Raw genomic sequence first — 21215 nt, 5'->3', positions numbered from 1 at the left:
TTCGCGGCTTTCGGGCAAGTCGGCGATTTGATGCGGCTGTGGCTCTGCCGGGTTTGAGGAAAGACTGCGAGGTTGTCGCGGGTCGTGCGGGGGGGTAGACCGGCGGCATGCTCGCGCGCCTGATCCTGGCTTTGCTCCTTGCAGCGTTTGCGTTTCCTGCGGTGGCGCCGGCGGCGTGTCATGACGCGTCTGCTTCGCGCGGGCATGGCGTCGTCACGGAAATGGCGGCGATGGGCGGGACGCATGAGGCGATATCGGGCCATCGGCCGGATCACGAGGCGCCCGACCGGAAGGCTACGCCGCTGCATGGGTGCATCGGGTGCGTGCCGCCGTCGAACTGGAATGCCGCCCGGGTGCTCGGCGTGGCGTTGCGGGAGCCGGCTATGGTGACCGAGCGGGTGGCGGTGCTGGATCTTGGGGCTGGCGTAGCGCCGGCTTTGCGGCCTCCGCGAGAGGCTTGATCGTCGGGGGCTGAGGCACCGCGATTTTCAGGCTTTTCCAAGGATATATTCATGACTCGATCGAGGTTGCTCGCGGCTAGTGCCGTGAGGGCGATGGCGCTTGCTGGCGGTGTCGTGACGGCGGTGCTGCCAGTTGGCGCGGTGGCACAACATGCCATGTCCATGCCGGGCATGACGATGCCGGATGCGGCTCCCAAGAAGACGGCAAAGAGGGTCCAGTCGCGGCCGGCGGCTAAGCGTTCGGGTGTGCGTTCGGCTGCTCCGTCGGCTCACACGACGCAGCCTGGGCGTACCGTCGATCATTCGACGATGGACCATTCGGCGATGGGCCATCCTGCGCCGGTCGCTCCTCCGATCCCAGCTCCGCCGTCTGCTATGCCTGACGCTATGCCCGGCATAAATCATGCGCAGATGGACCACTCGGCGATGCCTGGGATGGCGATGGATCATGGTGCGATGGGGCATGCGATGATCGCCGACCCGGCGTACCGCGCAGCGTCGGATACCGCACTGGCGAAGATGCCGGCGGGGTCCGCGATGGCGGGAATGGCGATGGGGACGTCGGCCGGGTTCTACAGCCAGGGTAGCGGGACGTCGCGGCTGCCGGCGGCCGAGGGGCCGATGCGCGGATACATGGCGCAGGTCGGCGAGTGGATGCTGATGGCGCATGGCTATGCGTGGGGCGTCGCGACCGACCAGGGGGGGCCGCGCGGGAAGAGCGAGGCGTTCGTGCAGTCGATGGCGATGCTGATGGCGGATCGCGACCTGGGCGACCGCTTCCATATCCAGCTGCGGACGATGAACAGCTTGGAGCCGCTGATGGGCGCGCGCGGCTACACCAATCTGTTCGCAACCGGGGAGCTAGCGAACGACCGGCCGCTGGTCGATCGGCAGCATCCGCACGACCTGTTCATGGAGCTTGCCGCGAAGGTCGATTATCGGCTTGGGAATGGCGCGAGCGTGTTCCTGTATGGCGGACCGGTCGGGGAGCCGGCGCTGGGGCCGAGCGCGTTCATGCACCGCGGGTCGGCGCGGTATCAGCCGATGTCGCCGATCACGCATCACTGGTTCGATTCGACGCATATCACCTACGGCGTGGTGACGGTTGGGTATGCGACGCCTGCGTTCCAGCTGGAGGCGTCCGCGTTCAAGGGGCGCGAGCCGGACGAGCATCGCTGGAATATCGAAACGCCGCGGCTCGATTCGTGGAGCGTGCGGGGGACGTGGACGCCGTCGCCGTTCTGGGCGGTGCAGGTGAGCCACGGGCGGCTGAAGGAGCCCGAGGCGCAGCATCCGGGCGAGGACGAGAACCGCTCGACGGCCAGCGTGCAATATGCGCGGGGCGGGCTGGCGACGACGTTCGCGTATAGCCTCAAGGACCGGGTGCCGGGGGAGAAGCTGAGCGCGTTCCTGGCGGAGGCTACGTATGAGCTTTCGGCGCGGCATGCGGTGTTTGGTCGGGTCGAGAATGTGGCGAACGACGAGCTTTTTCCGGACGAGGGCGATCCGCTGCATGATCGAAAGTTCCGGGTGACGAAGGCGGAGGTCGGGTATGCGTACCGGGTGCCGATCGTGGGGCCGCTTGGGTTGGCGCTTGGCGGGACCGTCGCTGCGTACGCGAAGCCGGCGGCGCTGGAGACGGCGTATGGGAAGACGCCGGTGAGTTGGACTGTGTTCAGCAAGCTGGCGGTGGGGTTGTAGGCTGCATAACATCGGACAGCACCTCTTGTTCTCCCGCGAAGGCGGGAGCCCAGTCTGGGTCCCCGCCTTCGCGGGGAAACAAGTGGGGATAAGTTCGCCCCGCACGGATCGCTTTCTCTCATCGGTCGTGCCGAGTAAGGACCGCGCGAAGTCGCCACTTGGTCGGGACGAACGGTTATGATGAAGAACGCGCTGGCTCTCCTCGGTTCTGCACTCGGGCTGACGCTCGCCGGGTGCGCCTATCCGTATACGCCCCCTGCCCTTGCGCCGATTAGTGCACCTGCTCGGACCACGATCGCGGCCGCGGCGATGCCGGGCGAGACTCGGGCGCCGGTTACGATCCTCGTGTCGATCGATGGCTTCCGGCCGGATTATCTTGATCGTGGCGTCACGCCCAACCTCAACCGGCTGCGCGCTGGCGGCGTGTTCGCGAGCATGCGGCCGTCGTTTCCGAGCATTACCTTTCCCAATCACTGGACGCTCGTGACCGGGCTGCGGCCCGATCGCAGCGGGATCGTCGGGAACAAGATGGAGGATCCCGCGCGGCCGGGCGAGACGTTCACGATGGCGACCGACGATCCGTTCTGGTGGAGCGAGAGTTCGCCGATCTGGGTCGATGCGGAGGAGGCCGGGATACGGACGGCGACGATGTTCTGGCCGGGCGCGAACGTCGCCGTCGGGGGCAAGGTCAAGCCCGACAGCCACGGGGCGATCGAGGGCGGGACGCGGCCGGAGGACTGGCAGCAGTTCAACCAGCAGGTGTCGGGTACGCAGCGGGTCAACGCGGTGCTCGACTGGATGCGGCGGCCGGCCGCGATCCGGCCTAAGCTGGTGACGCTGTATTTCGATACGGTCGACAGCGCGGGTCATGCGGGTGGGCCGGACAGCGCTGGCGTGACGCAGGCGGTGGCGGATGTCGATGCGAGCATTGGCGCGCTGGTCGATGGGCTTACCGCGCTGGGGCAGCGGGCGAACCTGGTGATCGTCGCCGATCACGGCATGGCGGCGACGAGCAGCACGCGCGTCGTGGCGCTCGACGCGATCGCGGACAAGGCGGACTATCGTACCGTCGAAACCGGGCCGTACGCGACTCTGTTCGCGGTGCCGGGGCATGAGGCCGCGCTGGAGGCGCGGTTGCTGAAGCCTCACGATCATCTGCAATGCTGGCGCAAGGGGGAGATCCCGGCGCGGTTCCATTATGGGCGCAATCCGCGCGTCCCGAGCTATCTGTGCCTTGCCGATGTCGGCTGGCGGGTCGATCCGAGCGCGCCGACCAGGGCTTCGGTCGGCGGGATGCACGGCTATGACAACATGGCGCCGGAAATGCGCGCGCTGTTCATCGCCAACGGGCCGGCGTTCGTGGCGGGCAAGACGATTGCGAGCTTCGACAACGTGGCGATCGAGCCTCTGTTGCGCGACCTGATCGGGTTGCCGGCCGAAGCGGGGCTGGACGGCACCGACGCACCCTTCCAGAAGGTGCTGCAACGATAAGAGGAGAGGTTGTGCAGTATTTCGAGGATATCGAGGTCGGTCGGACCGCGTCGTTCGGTTCCTACGCGGTCACGCGCGAGGAGGTGATGGACTTCGCCGCGAAATACGATCCGCAGCCGTTTCATCTGTCCGACGAGGCCGCCGCGCAGACGCATTTCGGGCGGTTGTCGGCGAGCGGCTGGCATACGTGCGCGATGGTGATGTCGATGGTGGTCGCGAATTTGAAGGAGAACCAGCAGGCCGGGCTCGGGTCGCCTGGGATCGACGAGTTGAAGTGGGTGAAGCCGGTGTATCCGGGGGACACGCTGCGCTGCGAGACCGAGATCCTGGAGAAGCGAGTGTCGGCGAGCCGGCCGGAGATGGGGATCTTCAAGAGCCGGATGCGGGTGTTCAATCAGGACGACGTGATGGTGATGACGTTCGTGTCTAATGGGTTAGTAGCTACCCGCCCTGCTGGCACGCCGACCGGTTGATTGGCGGTCGATCGCCCCTCACGTAATCCGGCTCTTCGTCTGACGTTGGTGTTTTTCACGCGAAGGCGCGAAGGCGCTAAGAGAAGATTTGTTCACGCGGAGACGCGAAGGCGCGGAGAGATTTAGGATGGCAGAGCTTCGTCGTGGGGTTCCCTGTCGCGAAGAGTGGACCGTGCCGTTCCTGAGCTACTCTCCGCGTCTCCGCGTCTCCGCGTGAAAAACTAATCCTTCTCTTCGCGCCTTCGTGCCTTCGCGTGAACCAAACCTGCTCTACTTATTGCGCCGGACGACCACCGCCGCGGTTGCCACCGCCCTGACGTCCGCCACCGAAGCGCTGTCCACCGCCGAAACGCTGGCCACCGCCGCCGCGATTGCCTCGGAATGCGCCGTCGCCACGATTGCCGCGGAAGCCGCCTTGAGCTTGGGGCTGCTGTGGGTTGGCTACCTGGCCGGGCTGCGCGGGCTGGCCTGGTTGACCGAATTGGCCGCGACCGGGACCACGGCCGCGATCGTCGCCGCGGCCGGGACGGCCGTTGCCGAACTGGCCTTGACCGGGCGTGCCGGGATTATTCTGATAGCCCGGACGGTTGCCGCGCCAGCCGCCGTCCCGGCCACCATTGCCTCGGTTGCCGAAACCGCCCCAGTTGCCGCGGCCGCCATCGTTGCGGTTGCCGCGATATTGCTGGCGGCCCTGCCAGTAGCGTTGCTGGTTGCCGTTCCAGCGGTGCGGGCGGCGATAGCGATCGTAGACGTAGACGCCCGAGCCGGGATAATAATAATCGCCGCTCCAGCCGTAATAGGAGTTCAGGCCGCCATAGGCTGCGAAGCCATCATAGCCCGCGCCGTAATAGCCGTCGCCATAGCCACCGCCGTAATAGGGGTCGCTGGCATAGCCGACACCCGCGCCGCCATAGCCGTACCCGTCGGTGCAGCCCGCCACGCCTAGTCCGAGACCCAGGGCTAGGCCGATAATGCCGAAGCGCTTCATAAACATCGAGGTTCTCCCGTACGTGGAGAGCGGACACAACGCGCCGCCATTCATCGCACAACGGAGTCCTTATGTCGCAAGTTCCATGAATGGGGTCTGACGAGGTTTCGTCTAGTGGTGGAGCGCGATCTGCTAAACCTAACTCGGCATCGCATTCGCCGCGATCAGGCCATGAAGCAAACCGCTACCTTACTACCTCCCCGGCGAAGGCCGGGGTCCAATAGCGATAAAAGAGGTAACCGCGTGCAGTCATCCGTTGGCAACGTTTCCCAATTGGGCCCCGGCCTACGCCGGGGTGGTGCCGTATTGGGGTACGCGTGCCCTATACTAGGCAGTGAGTATCGGCGGCGGTCAGTGTCCGGGGAAGTGAATCAGCGCGGTCGCGTCGATGCCATCCGAGCGGAGCGCGTCTGCTCCGCCGAGGTCGGGGAGGTCGACCAGAAACTGCGCTTGCGTGACCACCGCGCCCGCCTTGTGGAGCAGGCGGACGGCGGCGCGGGCGGTGCCGCCGGTGGCGATCAGGTCGTCGATCAGCAGGACGCGGGCGCCGGGGGCGAAGGCGTCGGCGTGGATCGCGATGCGGTCCGTGCCGTATTCGAGCGCGTAGTCCTCGGCGATGGTGGCGTCGGGGAGCTTGCCGTCCTTGCGGATCAGCAGGACGCCCGCCCTGAGCGGTGCGGCAAGCGCGGCGGCGAACAGGAAGCCACGGGCTTCGATGCCGGCGACCAGATCGACGGGGCCGGAGACTGCCGGGACCATCCGCTCGATCGCGGTCGCCCAGCCGTTCGGGTCGAGCAGCAAGGTGGTGATGTCGCGGAACTGGATGCCGGGCTTGGGAAAATCCGGGATGGTGCGGATCAGCGCCTTCAGGTCGGCGTTGCGCTCGTTGGTATCGGCCATTGACGTTCCCTTCTTCGCACGAAGCGGCGGCCGTATCGCGGCGCCGCGCGACGGCCAAAACGAAAGCGGCGGATCAGGCTGTTCGCCCGTCCGCCGCTCCCTCTATCCGTGCGCCCTTACCGCGGGAGCCGGGCCGTCATCAATGCTTAACGTCGCGCCAGACGTTCTGGTACGCGCCCCAGGCGAGGCCGCAGAAGATCAGGATGAAGATGATCGACGCGAACCCGGCGGCATGGCGTGCCTCGAGGTTCGGCTCGGCGGTCCAGGTCAGGAACGCGGCGACGTCGGTCGACATCTGCTCCTTGGTGGCCTTCGTCCCGTCCGCATAGCCGACCTGGCCATCGGAGGTCAGCGGTGGCGGCATCGCGATGTTGAGGTTCGCGAAATACGGATTGTAGTGCAGACCCTCGGGCGTCTTGATGTCCGGGAATTCCTTCAACATCTTCGCCGACTGCGACTGGTAGCCGGTCAGCAGCGAATGGATGTACGCCCCGCCATCGTGACGCGCCTTGGTCATCAGCGACAGGTCGGGCGGCAACGCGTTGTTGTTGGCGGCGCGGGCGGCGACGTCGTTGGCGAACGGCAGCGGAAAATGATCCGATGGGATGTTCTTCCGCGTGGCCGCTTCGCCCGTCTCCGGGTTGATCGACGGCTGCTCGATCACCCACTGGTTGGCGATCGCCTTAACCTCGGGCTCCGAATAGCCGATCTTCTGCAGGTCGCGGAATGCCACCAGGCGCAGCGAGTGACAGGCCGCGCAGACTTCCTTGTACACCTGGAAACCGCGCTGGAGCTGGCGACGGTCGAACTTGCCGAACACGCCGTTCGAGGCGAGGTCCAGCTCCTTCGGATGGAGATGATACTCGCTCTCGGCGGTCGGTGCGACGGGGTCGGTGATGGCCCCGTAGACGCTGCCGAACAGCGCGATGCCGAGCACCAGCACGAAGGCGGCGCCGACCAGGGATGCGATGAGACGAACCATGTGTGTGTCCTCTAGTTCGTATCAGTGCGCGGTGCGCGGCGCAGAGGGCACTGCGTGCGGCGCAGAGGCTGTGGACAGCGCGGTCTGGGCCGGGCTCGTGCCACCGTGATTGGCCAGGACGGCCTCGGTGATCGAGTTGGGCAGCGGCCGCGGACGCTCGGAGCGCGAGATCAGCGGCAGGATGATCAGGAAATGCGCGAAGTAATAGGCCGCGCAGATCTGGCTCAGGATCACGTAGGTCGCCGTTGCCGGTGCACCGCCGCAATAGCCGAGGATCAGGATGTCGGCGACCAGCACCCAGAACGCGATCCGCGCCTTGGGACGATAGTTCATCGAACGAACCGGCGAGCTGTCCAGCCAGGGCAGGAAGAACAGCAGCAGGATCGAGCCGAACATCGCCAGCACGCCCCAGAGCTTGGCCGGCAGGATGAAGTCCGCGGTGAAGGCGCGCAGGATCGCGTAGAACGGCCAGAAATACCATTCGGGGACGATGTGCGCGGGCGTCGAAAGCGGGTTCGCCGGGATGTAGTTGTCCGGGTGGCCGAGATAGTTCGGAAAGAAGAACAGCAGGCCGGCGAAGATCAGCATGAAGATGCCGAGCCCGAAGCCGTCCTTCGCCGTGTAATACGGGTGGAACGGGACGGTGTCCTGCTCACCCTTCACGTCGACGCCGGTCGGGTTGTTCGAGCCGGGGATGTGCAGCGCCCAGATGTGCAGGATGATGACGCCCGCGATGACGAACGGCAGCAGGTAATGCAGCGAGAAGAAGCGGTTGAGCGCGGCATTGTCCGGCGCGAATCCGCCGAGCAGCCAGATGCGGATGGTGTCGCCGACCAGCGGGATCGCCGAGAAGAACCCGGTGATGACCTGTGCGCCCCAGAAGCTCATCTGCCCCCAGGGAAGCACGTAGCCCATGAACGCGGTCGCCATCATCAGCAGGAAGATGACCACGCCGAGCAGCCACACCATCTCGCGCGGCGCCTTGTACGAGCCGTAATAGAGCCCGCGGAAGATGTGCGTGTAGACGACGATGAAGAACATCGAGGCGCCGTTCGCGTGCGCATACCGCAGGAACCAGCCGGCGTTGACGTCGCGCATGATGCTCTCGACCGAGTCGAACGCGACCAGACCGTTAGCTGCGTAGTGCATCGCGAGGACGATGCCGGTGACGATCTGGATCGCCAGTGCGGCGCCGGCGAGGACGCCGAAGTTCCAGAAGTAATTGAGGTTGCGCGGGACGGGATAGCCGCCGCCGAGTGAATTGTAGACGAGCCGGGGAACGGGAAGCCGCTCATCCAGCCACCGCGTCAGCGGCAGCTTCGGTTCGTATTGCTTGGCCCAGGGAAAGCTCATGTCGTTTTCCTCAGCCTACCGTGACGACGGTGTCGGAGTTGAAGGCATAGTCCGGAACGTGGAGGTTCGACGGAGCGGGGCCTTTGCGGATGCGCGCGGCGGTGTCGTAGGCCGAGCCGTGGCACGGGCAGAAATAGCCACCGAACGGGCCTTTGTTCTCGCCCTCGCCCGCGCCGAGCGGGACGCAGCCGAGATGCGTGCAGACGCCCAGCGTGATCAGCCAGTTCTTCTTGCCGGCCTTGGTGCGCTGTTCCAGCGTCTGCGGATCACGCAGCGTCGAGATATCGACCGCGTCGGCTTCCGAGATTTCCTTCGGCGTCAGGTTGCGCACGAAGAGCGGCTGCTTGCGGAACGAGGTCTTGATCGCCTGGCCGGGGAGGATCTTCGACAAGTCGATCTCGGTGGTCGACTGTGCGAGCACGTCGGCGCTCGGGTTCATCTGGTTGATGAGCGGCAGGACGATCGCGACCGCGCCTACCCCTGCGAAGGAGACCGCGGCGATATTGATGAAATCACGGCGGCGAGGATCATGGGCCTCTTCGTGAAACGGCTCTGGCGATTCGCCGGGGGGAACCATGTCGTCGACTGTCGCCATTCATCTCGCCCTTGCACGTTATTTTTTTCGTGACGGGCTGGGCTTTCGGTTTCGCGAAACCATATCCCCAATCCGTCCGACCGTCCCCCACGGAGGCTGCGCTTTGATAGACGGCGGGGCGCGGGTTTGCCAACTGCAATTTGCTTTGGGTTACCGCCTTGCTAGGGGATCGGGCATGAGAATTGCCCTTTATCAGCCCGATATCGCCGGAAATGTCGGCGCGATCTTGCGCACCGCCGCATGCATGGGGATCGGCGTAGACCTGATCGAACCGATGGGATTCACCTGGAGCGAGAAGGCCGTGGCGCGCTCGGGGATGGATTATGTCGGCGCAGTCGACGTGGTGCGGCATGTCGATTGGGACGCGTTCCTGGCGCAGGTGCAGGGGCGGATCGTGTTGCTGACGACGAAGGGCGCGGTGCGGCTGGATGTGGCCGAGTTTCGTAGCGACGACGTGTTGTTGATGGGGAGCGAGGGGACTGGGGTTCCTGAGGACGTGCACGGGCGCGCCGATGTTCGGGTGCTGATCCCGATGCGGCCTGGGCTGCGGTCGATGAATATCTCCGTGGCGACCGGGATCGTCGCGGCGGAGGCGTTGCGGCAGACGGGTGGCTGGCCGGGTTAACGATAGCGCGTGGTGCTTCCTCACATACGCCGTCATCCTGACGAAAGTCAGGATCCAGAGCCGCACAGAGCGACGCTTGGTACTCTGGATCCTGACTTTCGTCAGGATGACTGAAATTCGGGAACGGTCGCGCTTCCTGGCGGACTGCCCCCTCCCCGTTCCGGGGAGGATTTGGTAGAGACCCGTGCATGATCGAACTCGACCCCCAGCAAGCCGCCGCCCGAACCTGGTTCGAATCCCTGCGCGACCGCATCTGCGCGGAGTTCGAGGCGATCGAGCGGGAGGCGGGCTCCGACGCGTCGTTCGAGTACACGCCGTGGGACCGGATCGATCCGTCGGGCGACCCGGGCGGCGGCGGTGTCCGCGGCGTGATGAAGGGCAAGGTGTTCGAGAAGGTCGGCGTCAACGTCTCGACCGTCGGCGGCACGTTCGAGGGCGACTTCGCCAAGTCGATCCACGGTGCGGGCGACGACCCGCGGTTCTTCGCGACGGGGATCAGCCTGGTCGCGCACATGACCAACCCGCACGTGCCGGCGGTGCACATGAACTGCCGCTTCCTCAACACCACCAAGCGCTGGTTCGGCGGCGGCGGCGATCTCAACCCGCCGTTGCCGATCGAGGAGGACACGGCCGACTTTCATGCGACGATGAAGGCGGCGTGCGACGCGCATGATCCGGCGCACTACGAGCGGTTCAGGGAGTGGGCGGAGACCTATTTCTACATCCCGCACCGGAAGGTCAGTCGCGGCGTCGGCGGGATTTTCTTCGACCATCTCGACGGCGATTTCGACGCGAACTTCGCGTTCACGCGCGATGTCGGCGAGGCGTTTCTGGATGCCTATCCGCGGATCGTGCGGCGGCGGATGGATACGCCGTTCGATGCGGCCGACGAAGCGCGGATGCTCGAATGGCGCGGGCGGTATGCCGAGTTCAACCTCGTCTATGACCGGGGGACGCTGTTCGGGCTCAAGACCGGCGGCAATATCGACGCGATCCTGATGAGCCTGCCGCCTCGCGCGACGTGGTCCTAACCGGGTGGCGCTGATCCCGGTTGCCGACGACGTCCTCGCGACGATCGTCACGACGCTGGAGATGCGCAAGCGGCCACCGCTGCGGCCGAGCCCAGGATCGCGGTTGCGGCTGGTGAAGTGGGATCGGCCGGCGCTCGAGAAATACCGTGCGCTGTTCCGGCGGGTGGGGAGCCCGTGGCTGTGGTTCTCGCGGCTGGTGATGGCGGACGATGCGCTGGCGGCGATCGTCCACGATCCGGGGATCGCGGTGTATGCGGTGCTCGATCCGGCGGGGATCGAGGTGGGGATGCTCGAACTCGACTTCCGCGAGGCGGGCGCGTGCGAGATCTCGTATTTCGGGTTGATCCCGGAACTGGCCGGGCAAGGTCATGGCCGGTGGCTGATGGCCGAGGCGTGCGCGCGGGCCTGGGCGAAGGGGGTGGAGCGGGTGTGGCTGCACACCTGCACACTCGATCATCCTAGCGCGCTGGGGTTTTACCAGGCGCAGGGTTTCGTGGCGGTGAAGCGGACCATCGAGACGTTTCCCGACCCGCGGGCTTCCGGGTTGCTGCCACCGGAGACGGCGCCCCAGATTCCGTATTTGGCTAAGCGGGGCTAGGTAGAAAAACACGTTTCCCCGCGAAGGCGGGGATCCAGACTGGGCTCCCGCCTTCGCGGGAGAACAAGGAGGCGGTAGGAGCAGGTGTGATGCTTCTTGCCTCGGACTAGCTTTGAGGCTCGCCCCTTACCGCGCCAGCCGCCGATAAGCCGAGATCGCGATCAGGGCCATCGCGATGCCCGCCGCCATCGCCGCCACCGCGGCGCCGGCATCGACGATCGCCAGCGCGACCGGGTTGGCCTGCCCGCCTTCGCGGAGGGCTCGGTCGAGCATCATGAACGGCGCACCGACAAGCCAGCCGCTGATGTAGCTGAACGCCGCCAGACCCATCAACGGCAACCCCGAACCACGGCTGAGCGTGAAGCTGCGGCGGATCGCGCCCAATGCGCCAAGCGGGGCTTCGGCGAACATCGCCGGGCCGGTCAACATCGTCCGCCCGAGGATATACAGACCCGGGATCGCATACAGCAACAGCCCTGCCCCGGCCGGCAGCGACACGATCACCATCGCCAGCAGGAAACGCGGGAAGATCCGCAGGCAGCGCGTCAACGCCTGCCGCAGGTCGAGATGCTCGCGATCGAGATACAGCGCGTAGAACAAGGACGTGCCGAAGAAGCTCATCACATAGGCGAGCAGGTACCAGCCGCCATGCGCCGCCGCCCAGGTCTGCACTGCATCGGCCCAGACCAGCGCCTGCGCCTCGTTGTTGCCTGCCGCGGCATCGGGCATCGGCGGATCGGGGACGACCAGCGCGAGCGCGAACGCGGGGAGGAACAGGAACGGCGCGGCGATCCGCAGCAACAGGTCGCGGTCGCGCTTGAACAGCGTCCAGGCGTCGGTGAGGACGGTCGCGAAATCGAGCTTCATCGGGGATTTCATTCCTGGGGAAGTTTCTCTCTGACCGCGACGTAGAGCTGCGCGGTGAAGACCGCGGCGAGCGCGGTGAAGACGGTGGTGACGATCGTGGCGACGACGCCCGACAGGAACGTCGCGGTCGCAATGCCCTTTGCGCCGAGCGCGAGGCGGAAGATGATCCCGGTCACCGACTGCGCGGCCCAGGTGGACACGAGCATGACGATCGCGAACAGGATCAGCACGCCGATGATCCGCCACGTCAGCCCCTTGGTCAGCTGGAAGGAGCGGCGGATCGCACCGACCCCGCGGCGTTCGTTGAGGATGACCGGGTTCAGCAGCACAAGCCGCGCGCCGATCCAGATCGCGACCAGCAGATAGGCCAGACCGTAAAGCGCGGTGAACCCGGCCGCGCTGGCGCTGGGCGGCGTCATCTGCACGCTCGATCCACTCGCGGCCGCGGCGAAATTGAAGCCCGACTGCATCAGCACGATGACCGGCGGTATGACGAGGAGCACCGCAACGAGCGTGATCAGCACCGTGATGCCGAACGCCGGCAACACGCGCGCGCCAGCCTGGCGGCGTGCGGATGCGGCGTCGGTGGCGGGATCGGTCGCGATCGCGACGATCGCGAGCTGCGACCAGAGCATCGCGACCAGCGTCCCGATCGCCAGCACGCTGCCGACCAGGGCAAAGCTGATCGTCCCCGGCGTCGAGAACGCGACATAGCCGTCGCGGATCACGCTGGGCACGACCATGCCGAGCAGCGCGATCGGCGCGATCATGCCGGTGCGCCCGTTGAGCACTTCGACCGTGCGATCCCAGACCGTACCCATCTTCACCATGCGTCTTGCTCCCCCGCTGATCTCGGCTCGCGGGTTAGCCCAAGCCCCTGCACTTGACCACATGGTTGCGACACGTGCCGGAGTTGCAACTTGGCGCGCGGGTGCGCAATTGGGATCGGTGACCACCCCCCTCCCCTCCGATATCGAATGGCGGACCAGCGCCGGCCTGACGCCCTATGCCGACGCGCTAGCCGAGATGGAGGCGCGCGCGGAGGCGGTCGGCACCGGCAAGGCGCGCGAACTGCTGTGGATGCTCGAACATCCGCCGGTCTACACCGCGGGCACCAGCGCCGAGCCGGGCGACCTGATCGACGCACGCTTTCCGGTGATCCCGACCGGGCGAGGCGGGAAATACACCTATCATGGGCCGGGCCAACGGATCGGCTATGTCGTGCTCGACCTGACCAAGCGCGGGCGCGACGTGCGCTGTTACGTCCACGCGCTCGAATCCTGGGTGATCGCGGCGCTCGGCGAGCTCGGCGTCGAGGCGTTCGCGGTCGATGGCCGGGTCGGCATCTGGACGCTTGATCGGGGTCGCGAGGCCAAGATCGGGGCGATCGGCGTCCGAGTGAAGCGCTGGGTGACGCTGCACGGCTTCTCGGTCAACGTCGACTCGGACCTGTCGCACTTCGGTGGTATCGTGCCCTGCGGCCTGCCCGAGTACGGCGTTACCAGCCTGCAATCGCTCGGCATTCCGGCCGACCTTGCAACTTTCGACGCAGCCCTGGCGTTGACGGCCGATGCTTTCCTTGAAACAGTTTCTTGTCCTTGAGAAAACGAGGCTTGAGGGCAAAGCGTTATCGGATTAATGTCCACTACGATTTGGGTATTAAGGGCGAGCAGCCAGCCAAATCCTCTATCTAGGGAGCTTCCACATGCGTGCACTCATTTCCAAGGTCCTGACCGGTTCGCTGATCGCCAGCGCAGCACTCGCCGTTTCGGCTTGCGGTCCGAAGACCGAGACGACGACCGACAACACGATGGTCACCGACATGAACGCCACTGAAGGCATGGACACCATGACCGACAACATGACCGCAGTCGACGGCGCGTCGAACGGTGGCATGATGGCCAATGACACCATGATGGCGAACGACACGATGATGTCGAACGACACCATGATGACGAACAACGCGATGACCACCAACGCAATGTAATTTCCGCAAGGAAACTACGACGTTGTGGAGGGCCGCGCGGGCAACCGGGCGGCCCTTTTCGTTATTGGTGGTGCGCGATGGGTTTCGGCGATCGAAGCGCGTGCGGCGGCAATCCTGCAGCTCCTCTGTCGAGTGATCGTTTCGATGCCGACGGATTTCTGACGTTCGCACCCGACAATGGCGTCGGACGACCGGTCGGAAAGGTTAAAATCGCTTGGGGGTTTCATGGAAACGCTTTAGATTCGATCACTTGGAATGCCCTGGGGAGGTTGGAATGAAGGTGTTGCGTACCGCGCTCGCGCTTTGCGTGGCGTCGAGCGGGCTCGCTGTGGCGCAGTCGGCGTCGGCGCAGTTCTTTTTACAGTCGCGCGATTTCTCGGGCGCAGCCGTCACCGGCGAAGAATCCGACCTTGGTCAGCCCCTGCCCGGCGCGACGTCGGCGGAAATGCGCGCGGCGTTGGTCTGGCACATGCGGGCGGCACTCAACGTCGCGGCGTTGCAGTGCCAGTTCGAACCGACCCTGCTGACCGTGCCGAACTATAATTCGATCCTGGCCGATCACGGCGAGGAGCTGAAGGGGGCGTTCGACACGCTCACCAAATACTTCCTGCGCGTGAACAAGGCGGCGGGGCCCAGGGCAGGTCAGGGCGCGCTCGACCAGTTCGGGACGCGGACCTATTCGAGCTTCGCCACCGTGGCGGCGCAGTACGGTTTTTGCCAGACCGCAGGGTCGATCGGGCGCGATGCGGTGTTCGCACCGCGCGGGCATTTCGCCGACGTCGCGCTGGCGCGCTCGCGTGAGTTGCGCAACAGCCTGATCCCGTGGGGCGAGCAGCGCTTTCCGCGGTACATCGGTCGCGAGCGCTCGGCGCCGATGATGATCCGGCTCGATCCGATCTGCTGGAACAAGAAGGGCGAATGGGTCGTGAAGAAGTGCGGCGCGCAGAACTGGCCGCCGGCCGGCATGGGTATGGCGACCCGCTGAGTCAGCTGGCCGAGGGTTGAGTGATCTGGAAAGCACTTCCCAGTCCTCACCCCTCGCACCTGGCAACCGGCCGCCGGGCCTTCCCTTTGTTCAACATCCTGATCACCTAGTGTTACGCAATACCCAGCCGAGCTAGAGTGGTGCGTTAGGCTAGGGTTAGCGCAGACCGAGCAACTTGTGCGTCTGGAGCGACAGCCGCCACTGCGGGCGTTCCATGACTAGGTCCACGCACGCCTCTCGGTTCTCATCCGCCCGGGGATCGTCGAGCGGTTGAAGCAGGAAGTTTGCGAAGTCCCAAGTCTCGACCTCGTCGATGTCGCTGCCCGGTTGCGGCCAGACCAGCTTCAGTTCGTGACCCGCACGCTGGACGACGATGCTGCCGGCCTTGGGGCTGATGCAGATCCAGTCGATACCGGGATGCGCCGGGATCGTGCCGTTGCTCTCCATCGCGATGCGGAAGCCGTACGTATGCAGCGCATCGACGATAGCGTCGTCGATCTGCAGCATCGGCTCGCCGCCGGTCAGGACGACGAATCGATCGTGCACCCCTTCTCCCCAGAAGCCCGCTACCGCTGACGCCAAGGCTTGCGCATCGGCGAATTTACCGCCGCCCAGCCCGTCGGTGCCGACGAATTCGGTATCGCAGAACTTGCAGACCGCGGTCGCACGATCCTGTTCGCGGCCCGACCACAGGTTGCACCCGGCAAACCGGACGAACACCGCGCGGCGACCGGCGTTCACGCCCTCACCCTGCAACGTGAGGAACATTTCCTTGACGGCGTAGCTCATGTCAGGCCGGCTTTACTGCGTAGACGGTAGGATCAGCGATCCCGGCTTCGTCGAAGCCACGCGAACGCAGGCGGCAGCTGTCGCACTCGCCGCAATGCTCACCGGCGGGCGTTGGATCGTAGCACGACCAGCTCAAACCGAGGTCGAGGCCGAGACGCGTACCTTCGCGAACGATGTCCGCCTTGGTCATCATCTGGAGCGGCGCCTGGATGCGGAATGGTTCGCCTTCGACGCCGGCCTTGGTGGCGAGTTCGGCAAGGCCTTCGAACGCGGCGATGAACTCGGGGCGGCAATCGGGATAGCCGGAGTAATCGAGCGCGTTGACGCCGATATAGATGTCGCGCGCGCCCGCCGCCTCCGCCCAGCCGAGCGCGAGACTGAGGAAGATCGTGTTGCGCGCGGGGACGTAGGTGACGGGAATGCCGCCGCCGTCTTCGGTGCCCGCGCCGTCCTTCGGCACGTCGATATCGGCGGTCAGCGCGGAGCCGCCGAACGCGGACAGGTCCATCGGCAAGACGATGTGGCGCTCGGCACCGAGTGCGCTGGCGACGCGGCGCGCGGCGTCGAGTTCGATCCGGTGGCGCTGGTTATAATCGAACGACAGCGCGAGCACGCGCTGGCCGGCTTCGCGCGCGAGGGCGGCGGATACCATCGAGTCGAGCCCGCCCGACACGAGGGCGACCGCAAAGGGAGCAGGGGATGTCATGATGCGTGCTCGCTAGGCCAGCGAGCGCAAAAAAGAAAGGGGCCGCCCGGCGGAGCGGCCCCGAGTTTGGCGCGGACACGCGCCACAAGGGAGAAACGTGCTGAATAAGAGCACGTGACCAGTGGTAAGGGTGAGGCGTAAAATTGCGGTTAATGCTCGCCCCCTCTCCCCTCCGGGGAGAGGGAAGGAGGAGCCGTAGGCGACGGAAGGGTGAGGGGTGGTTGGGACTGGTGTACCAAGCCTCACGCCCCTCACCCTCCCACGCTTCGCGCGGGCCCCTCCCTCTCCCCTGCAGGGAGAGGGCTTTATCCCTCCACCGGCACCGGGAATTTCTTCGCGCAGAACGCGCAGTCGACGATGATGAAGCCAGACTCGTCCGCCATCGACTGGCGTTCCTCCAACGGAAATTTCGAGATCACGCCCCGGATATAATCCGGATCACAGCGGCACCCGCGCATGATGGGGATGTCCGCGAGGATGCGTACGTCTTCTTCCTCGTTGAACAGGCGCCAGACTAGCGTCTCCAACGGCAACGTCGCATCGGTGAGTTCATCGACGCCCATCGTGTTGCCGAGCGTGGCGACGTGCTCCCATTCCGGATGATCGAGCTTGGTATGCAACCGTTCGCGCCCGTCCTCGCCTTCCGGGAGGTGCTGGAGGAACAGCCCGCCGGAGATACAGCGGCCGTCGTGGCCCTTCGCCATGCCGGTGCGGATCATCGTCGGGATCTGCTCGGACTGCGTAAAATAGCTCTGCGCGGCCTGCGACAGCGTATCGCCGTCGAGTGGCACGATGCCCTGATAGCGTTCGTTGCTGGTCGCCATGTCGAACGTGATCGCGAGATAGCCGGCGCCGAACAGCGCGAACAGCGACGGCTCCGCGGGGGCCTCGCCGAGCTTGTCCGCGTCGAATTCGATATAGCCGCGCACTTCGCCGCCACGGTAATCGCAGACGAGCAATTGGACGACGCCGTTGTCGGTGCGCGTCTGCATGGTCAGCTGGCCGCTCGAGTCCTTGAGCGTCGAACCGATCAGCGCGGCGAGCGTGAGCGCCTCGGCGAGCAGCTTCTCGATCGCGGGCGGATAGGCATGCGCGGCAAGCACTTCGTCAAGCGCGGTGCCGAGCCGCACGATCCGGCCGCGGGCACTGCGCGTCGGGATCGCGAAAGCCAGCGCGCGGTCGAGGTCGGTCGTGTTGGGGTCGAATTTTGGCGTATCGTTCATCGTCCGCCAGATGGTGACCCTGCCCGTTCAGGTCAACCGATCTGACCGAAGCACCAGCGCAGGACCGACTTCTGCGCGTGGAGACGGTTCTCGGCCTCCTGCCAGATCAGCGACTGCGGACCGTCGATCACCCCTGGCGTGACCTCTTCGCCGCGGTGTGCGGGGAGGCAGTGGAGGAACTTCGCGTCGGGCTTGGCGAGCGACATCAACGCGGCGTCGACCTGGTACGGGGTCAGCGCCTTCAGCTTGGCCTCGGCGTGCGACTGCCCCATCGAGATCCAGGTATCGGTGACGACGATGTCAGCGCCCTCGACCGCCTCGCGCGGATCGGCCACGACGCGGGCGCGGCCCGATGCGCGGACGATCGCCTCTTCTTCCGGCTGGAATCCCTGCGGGCAGGCCGCGACGACGTCGAACTGCATCAGCCCCGCCGCCTCGACGATCGACGCGAGCACGTTGTTGCCGTCCCCAAGCCACGCGACTTTGAGGCCGGGCAGCGTCTTGCCACTCTCCATGATCGTCAGCAGGTCGGCCATGATCTGGCAGGGATGCGACGCGTCGGTCAGGCCATTGATGACCGGGACGGAGGCGTAGTGGGCCATCTCCTCGATCTTGGCGTGATCGTCGGTGCGGATCATGATCGCGTCGACATAACCCGACAGGATGCGCGCGGTGTCGGCGATCGACTCGCCGCGGCCGAGTTGCATCGAGCCGCCGTCGGACACGATCGAGGTGCCGCCGAGCTGGCGGATCGCCATGTCGAACGAGAACCGCGTGCGGGTGGAGCTCTTCTCGAAGACCATCGCGAGCGTGTGGCCGGCGAGCGGTGCATCGGTGTCGACGCGGCCCTTGGGGAAGCCGGCGCGCGCCGCCTTGCGGTCGAGTGCGTCGGACAGCATCGCGGCGATGCCGTCGGCTCCGGCGTCGGTGAGATTCAGGAAATGGCGGGTCATAATATCCTCCCCGGCACGGGGAGGGGGACCGTTCGCATGGCGAATGGTGGAGGGGGGCCTCCACGAACGCAACACTTTCGGGGCGATCCCCCTCCACCATGCTTCGCATGGTCCCCCTCCCCGTACCGGGGAGGATCAGTTCAATCGTCGGCGGCGGGCACGTAGACGCGGGCGGCGGTCGACAGCTTGTCGATGCACTCGGCGATATGGCTCTCGTCGATCACCAGCGGCGGCAGAATGCGGACGACGTTCTCACCCGCCGACACCAGCAGCAGATTGTGATTGTCGCGCGCGAACGCGACGAACGCACGGCTGTCGCTCTTGAGCTTCAGCCCGAGCATGAGCCCGGTGCCGCGGACGCTGTCGAACAAATGATCGTGGTTGGGGATCATCTGCTCGAGCCCCTGCCGCAACCGGTCGCCCATCGCGGTGACGTTGTCGAGGAAGCCGTCCTCCAGCATCACGTCGAGGATCGCCTCGCCGGCCGCCATCGCCAGCGGATTACCGCCATAGGTCGAGCCGTGCGTGCCGGCGACCATGCCCTTGGCTGCTTCCTCGGTCGCGAGGCAGGCGCCCAGCGGGAAGCCGCCGCCGATACCCTTGGCGACCGCCATGATGTCCGGCGTGATGCCGTACAGCTCGTGCGCGAAGAACTTGCCGGTCCGGCCGTAGCCGCACTGAACCTCGTCGAGCACCAGCAGCAGGCCGTGCTCGTCGCAGGCCTTGCGCAGACCGGTGAGGAACTCGTGGCTCGCCTGGCGGATACCGCCCTCGCCCTGGATCGGCTCGACTAGGAAGCCCGCGGTGTTGTCGTCGATCAGCGCCAGCGCGCCTTCGAGATCGTTGAACTTCGCATAGGCGAACCCGGGAAGCAGCGGCTCGAACCCGTCCCGCATCTTCGCCTGGTTGGTCGCCGAGATCGCGCCGAGCGTGCGTCCGTGGAACGCAGTGTCGAACGTGATCAGCGTGTGGCGCTGCGGGTTGCCGTTGGCGAAATGATAGCGCCGCGCGGTCTTGATCGCGCACTCGACCGCTTCCGCACCCGAATTGGTGAAGAACACGGTGTCGGCAAATGTGTTGTCGACGAGACGCTGCGCGAGATGCTCGCCCTGCGGCGATCCGTACAGGTTCGACACATGCATCAGCGTCGCGGCCTGCTCGGCGATCGCCTTGGTCAGATGCGGGTGGCCGTGGCCGAGCGCGTTGACCGCGATGCCGCTCGCAAAATCGAGATACTGCTGGCCGTCCTCGCCGAAGAGGTACGCGCCCTCGCCTCGGACCGGACGCACGCCACACCGCGGGTAGACGGGCATGAGCGGGGTGATGGTCACGACGGCAAGCTCCTTCAAACAGCGAGGGCGACCCTTAGCGGCCGCCCGAACCGCCTGATACGAGCGCGCGCCGCCGGGAGCAACAACCGCGTAGCATTGCGCAGTGAACGGCGCGGCGAACGGCGACCCGCCTGCGGCGTATGATTTCACCATAGCTCTTGCCGCACTTGGCAGAAGAGGCGCATGATCATCCGGACGTGGTGCCAGGATCCTGTGCGCTTTGATTCGATTCGAATCACCCCGCCGCACAATAGGGGAGATCACCATGTCTAGAACATTACAGTGTATCGCACTTCTGCTCGCCACGACGTCGCCCGCCTACGCCAAAGACGCCTTCACCGGAACTTGGAAGGGCGACATCAAGGAAAGCGCGCTCTCGACCAAACCTTCGGCTGCGCTGATCAACCAGGGGGTCTATACCTGCTCGAGCTGCATCCCCGTGGTCAAGATCGCCGCCGACGGTGCGCCGCATCCCGTCGCCGGCCACGCCTATTACGACGCGATGTCGGTGACCGTCGTCGATCCGGCCACCGTCAAATATACGACGAGCAAGGGCGGCAAGCCGATGAGCGACGCCACCGCAACGCTGTCCGCCGACAATGGTTCGATGACCACCGTGTTCAACGATACCAGCGCCGCCAACGGTACTGCCGTCACGGGCACGACGGTCAGCGAGCGTGTCACGGCAGGCCCGGTGGGATCGCATGCTGCGTCAGGATCGTGGCGCCAGACGAACCAGACCCAGGTTTCCGACAGCGGCCTCGTGTTCACCTTCGCCAAGACTGGCAAGGGCGTGACGTATTCGACGCCAACCGGCACATCGTACGTGGCGACGACGGGTGGACCTTCAGTCGCCGTCCTCGGCGATCCCGGCTGGACGACGGTGTCGCTCAAGCAGTCGGATCTCAACACGCTGCACGAGACCGACTATCTCGACGGCAAGGTGATCGGCAAATACGTCATGACGATCTCGCCCGATGGGAAGAAGATGACGATCGACGTCAACGACATCAAATACGGTCGGACATCGACGCTGGTGGCATACAAGCAGTAGGTGACCGCTTGAGAGCGATGCCAGTGCCCAGCTAGTTCGAACTCGCGCCAAGACGATAGTTCAGGCTGGGCACCCGCCTTCGATGGTGAACAATTGTCGGTAGCAGGCCGAACAAACTCCGG

23 protein-coding genes are annotated in these 21215 nt (G+C 65.5%); 11 read left to right on the top strand and 12 right to left on the bottom strand.

Going from position 1 to position 21215, the window contains the following annotated elements; all coding sequences use genetic code 11:
* Positions 1–107 precede the first annotated feature (107 nt).
* From O6X71_RS09855 to O6X71_RS09840, 4 genes are all read left to right on the top strand, one after another.
* The gene (locus O6X71_RS09855) at positions 108–461 is read left to right on the top strand and encodes a hypothetical protein (protein ID WP_353465692.1); all 354 of its coding nucleotides are present in this window, start codon (positions 108–110) and stop codon (positions 459–461) included.
* Positions 462–512: 51 nt separating this feature from the next.
* Positions 513–2162 (top strand): hypothetical protein, encoded by a 1650-nt coding sequence (locus O6X71_RS09850; protein WP_353465691.1) that lies wholly within the window; start codon positions 513–515, stop codon positions 2160–2162.
* A gap of 180 nt (positions 2163–2342) precedes the next feature.
* The gene (locus O6X71_RS09845; RefSeq protein WP_435368462.1) at positions 2343–3653 is read left to right on the top strand and encodes an ectonucleotide pyrophosphatase/phosphodiesterase; all 1311 of its coding nucleotides are present in this window, start codon (positions 2343–2345) and stop codon (positions 3651–3653) included.
* A gap of 11 nt (positions 3654–3664) precedes the next feature.
* Positions 3665–4126, top strand: a complete 462-nt coding sequence (locus O6X71_RS09840; protein WP_056488626.1) for a MaoC family dehydratase — start codon at positions 3665–3667, stop codon at positions 4124–4126.
* A gap of 274 nt (positions 4127–4400) precedes the next feature.
* Here O6X71_RS09840 and O6X71_RS09835 read toward each other — a convergent pair whose 3' ends face one another.
* The 5 genes from O6X71_RS09835 to petA all read right to left on the bottom strand — a co-directional run bounded on the left by O6X71_RS09835 (position 4401) and on the right by petA (position 8926).
* A complete protein-coding gene (locus O6X71_RS09835; protein ID WP_353465690.1) occupies positions 4401–5120 on the bottom strand; it encodes a hypothetical protein in 720 nt (239 codons plus the stop codon).
* Between the two features lie 345 nt (positions 5121–5465).
* Positions 5466–6014: an adenine phosphoribosyltransferase gene (locus tag O6X71_RS09830; RefSeq protein ID WP_353465689.1), complete on the bottom strand. Its 549-nt coding sequence runs from the start codon at positions 6012–6014 to the stop codon at positions 5466–5468.
* Positions 6015–6153: 139 nt separating this feature from the next.
* Complete coding sequence (locus tag O6X71_RS09825; RefSeq protein WP_107954459.1) at positions 6154–6996, bottom strand: cytochrome c1; 843 nt, start codon at positions 6994–6996, stop codon at positions 6154–6156.
* A gap of 21 nt (positions 6997–7017) precedes the next feature.
* A complete protein-coding gene (locus O6X71_RS09820; RefSeq protein ID WP_353465688.1) occupies positions 7018–8349 on the bottom strand; it encodes a cytochrome b in 1332 nt (443 codons plus the stop codon).
* Positions 8350–8359: 10 nt separating this feature from the next.
* Complete coding sequence (gene petA, locus O6X71_RS09815) at positions 8360–8926, bottom strand: ubiquinol-cytochrome c reductase iron-sulfur subunit (protein WP_056489394.1); 567 nt, start codon at positions 8924–8926, stop codon at positions 8360–8362.
* Between the two features lie 193 nt (positions 8927–9119).
* On the opposite strand from petA, the gene O6X71_RS09810 reads away from it, so the two are divergent.
* From O6X71_RS09810 to O6X71_RS09800, 3 genes are all read left to right on the top strand, one after another.
* A complete protein-coding gene (locus tag O6X71_RS09810) occupies positions 9120–9569 on the top strand; it encodes a tRNA (cytidine(34)-2'-O)-methyltransferase (protein WP_353465687.1) in 450 nt (149 codons plus the stop codon).
* 188 nt (positions 9570–9757) lie between these two features.
* A complete protein-coding gene (gene hemF, locus O6X71_RS09805; protein ID WP_353465686.1) occupies positions 9758–10600 on the top strand; it encodes an oxygen-dependent coproporphyrinogen oxidase in 843 nt (280 codons plus the stop codon).
* Between the two features lie 4 nt (positions 10601–10604).
* Positions 10605–11198 carry a GNAT family N-acetyltransferase gene (locus O6X71_RS09800; RefSeq protein ID WP_353465685.1) on the top strand — a complete coding sequence of 198 codons (594 nt, stop codon included), beginning with the start codon at positions 10605–10607 and terminating at the stop codon, positions 11196–11198.
* Between the two features lie 126 nt (positions 11199–11324).
* On the opposite strand, the gene O6X71_RS09795 is transcribed toward O6X71_RS09800, so the two are convergent.
* Positions 11325–12065: a hypothetical protein gene (locus O6X71_RS09795; protein ID WP_353465684.1), complete on the bottom strand. Its 741-nt coding sequence runs from the start codon at positions 12063–12065 to the stop codon at positions 11325–11327.
* 8 nt (positions 12066–12073) lie between these two features.
* The gene (locus O6X71_RS09790) at positions 12074–12895 is read right to left on the bottom strand and encodes a glycerophosphoryl diester phosphodiesterase membrane domain-containing protein (RefSeq protein WP_353465683.1); all 822 of its coding nucleotides are present in this window, start codon (positions 12893–12895) and stop codon (positions 12074–12076) included.
* 118 nt (positions 12896–13013) lie between these two features.
* Between O6X71_RS09790 and lipB the strand changes: the two genes are divergently transcribed.
* The 3 genes from lipB to O6X71_RS09775 all read left to right on the top strand — a co-directional run bounded on the left by lipB (position 13014) and on the right by O6X71_RS09775 (position 15037).
* On the top strand, positions 13014–13667 hold the full coding sequence (gene lipB, locus O6X71_RS09785; protein WP_353465682.1) for a lipoyl(octanoyl) transferase LipB: 654 nt from the start codon (positions 13014–13016) through the stop codon (positions 13665–13667).
* Positions 13668–13770: 103 nt separating this feature from the next.
* Positions 13771–14052, top strand: coding sequence for a hypothetical protein (locus tag O6X71_RS09780; RefSeq protein ID WP_353465681.1), 282 nt, complete (start codon positions 13771–13773; stop codon positions 14050–14052).
* 274 nt (positions 14053–14326) lie between these two features.
* Positions 14327–15037, top strand: a complete 711-nt coding sequence (locus O6X71_RS09775) for a hypothetical protein (RefSeq protein WP_353465680.1) — start codon at positions 14327–14329, stop codon at positions 15035–15037.
* Between the two features lie 156 nt (positions 15038–15193).
* Here O6X71_RS09775 and queE read toward each other — a convergent pair whose 3' ends face one another.
* The 5 genes from queE to O6X71_RS09750 all read right to left on the bottom strand — a co-directional run bounded on the left by queE (position 15194) and on the right by O6X71_RS09750 (position 20039).
* Positions 15194–15826, bottom strand: a complete 633-nt coding sequence (gene queE / locus O6X71_RS09770) for a 7-carboxy-7-deazaguanine synthase (RefSeq protein ID WP_353465679.1) — start codon at positions 15824–15826, stop codon at positions 15194–15196.
* A gap of 1 nt (position 15827) precedes the next feature.
* A complete protein-coding gene (gene queC / locus O6X71_RS09765; protein WP_353465678.1) occupies positions 15828–16532 on the bottom strand; it encodes a 7-cyano-7-deazaguanine synthase QueC in 705 nt (234 codons plus the stop codon).
* A 305-nt stretch (positions 16533–16837) separates the two neighbouring features.
* The gene (locus O6X71_RS09760; RefSeq protein ID WP_353465677.1) at positions 16838–17755 is read right to left on the bottom strand and encodes an Hsp33 family molecular chaperone HslO; all 918 of its coding nucleotides are present in this window, start codon (positions 17753–17755) and stop codon (positions 16838–16840) included.
* Positions 17756–17787: 32 nt separating this feature from the next.
* Entirely contained in the window at positions 17788–18708 is a 921-nt protein-coding gene (gene argF, locus O6X71_RS09755; protein WP_353465676.1) for an ornithine carbamoyltransferase, read from the bottom strand.
* Between the two features lie 140 nt (positions 18709–18848).
* The gene (locus O6X71_RS09750) at positions 18849–20039 is read right to left on the bottom strand and encodes an acetylornithine transaminase (protein WP_192145613.1); all 1191 of its coding nucleotides are present in this window, start codon (positions 20037–20039) and stop codon (positions 18849–18851) included.
* A gap of 265 nt (positions 20040–20304) precedes the next feature.
* Here O6X71_RS09750 and O6X71_RS09745 point away from each other — a divergent pair, with 265 nt between their 5' ends.
* On the top strand, positions 20305–21093 hold the full coding sequence (locus tag O6X71_RS09745) for a hypothetical protein (protein ID WP_353465675.1): 789 nt from the start codon (positions 20305–20307) through the stop codon (positions 21091–21093).
* The last annotated feature ends 122 nt before the right edge of the window (positions 21094–21215 follow it).

The sequence above is a fragment of the Sphingomonas faeni genome (genome assembly GCF_040407505.1).
In the GTDB taxonomy this organism is placed as follows: Bacteria; Pseudomonadota; Alphaproteobacteria; order Sphingomonadales; family Sphingomonadaceae; genus Sphingomonas; species Sphingomonas faeni_E.
Note: the sequence above shows the minus strand (reverse complement) of the source record. Positions and strands in the feature narration are given on the sequence as shown.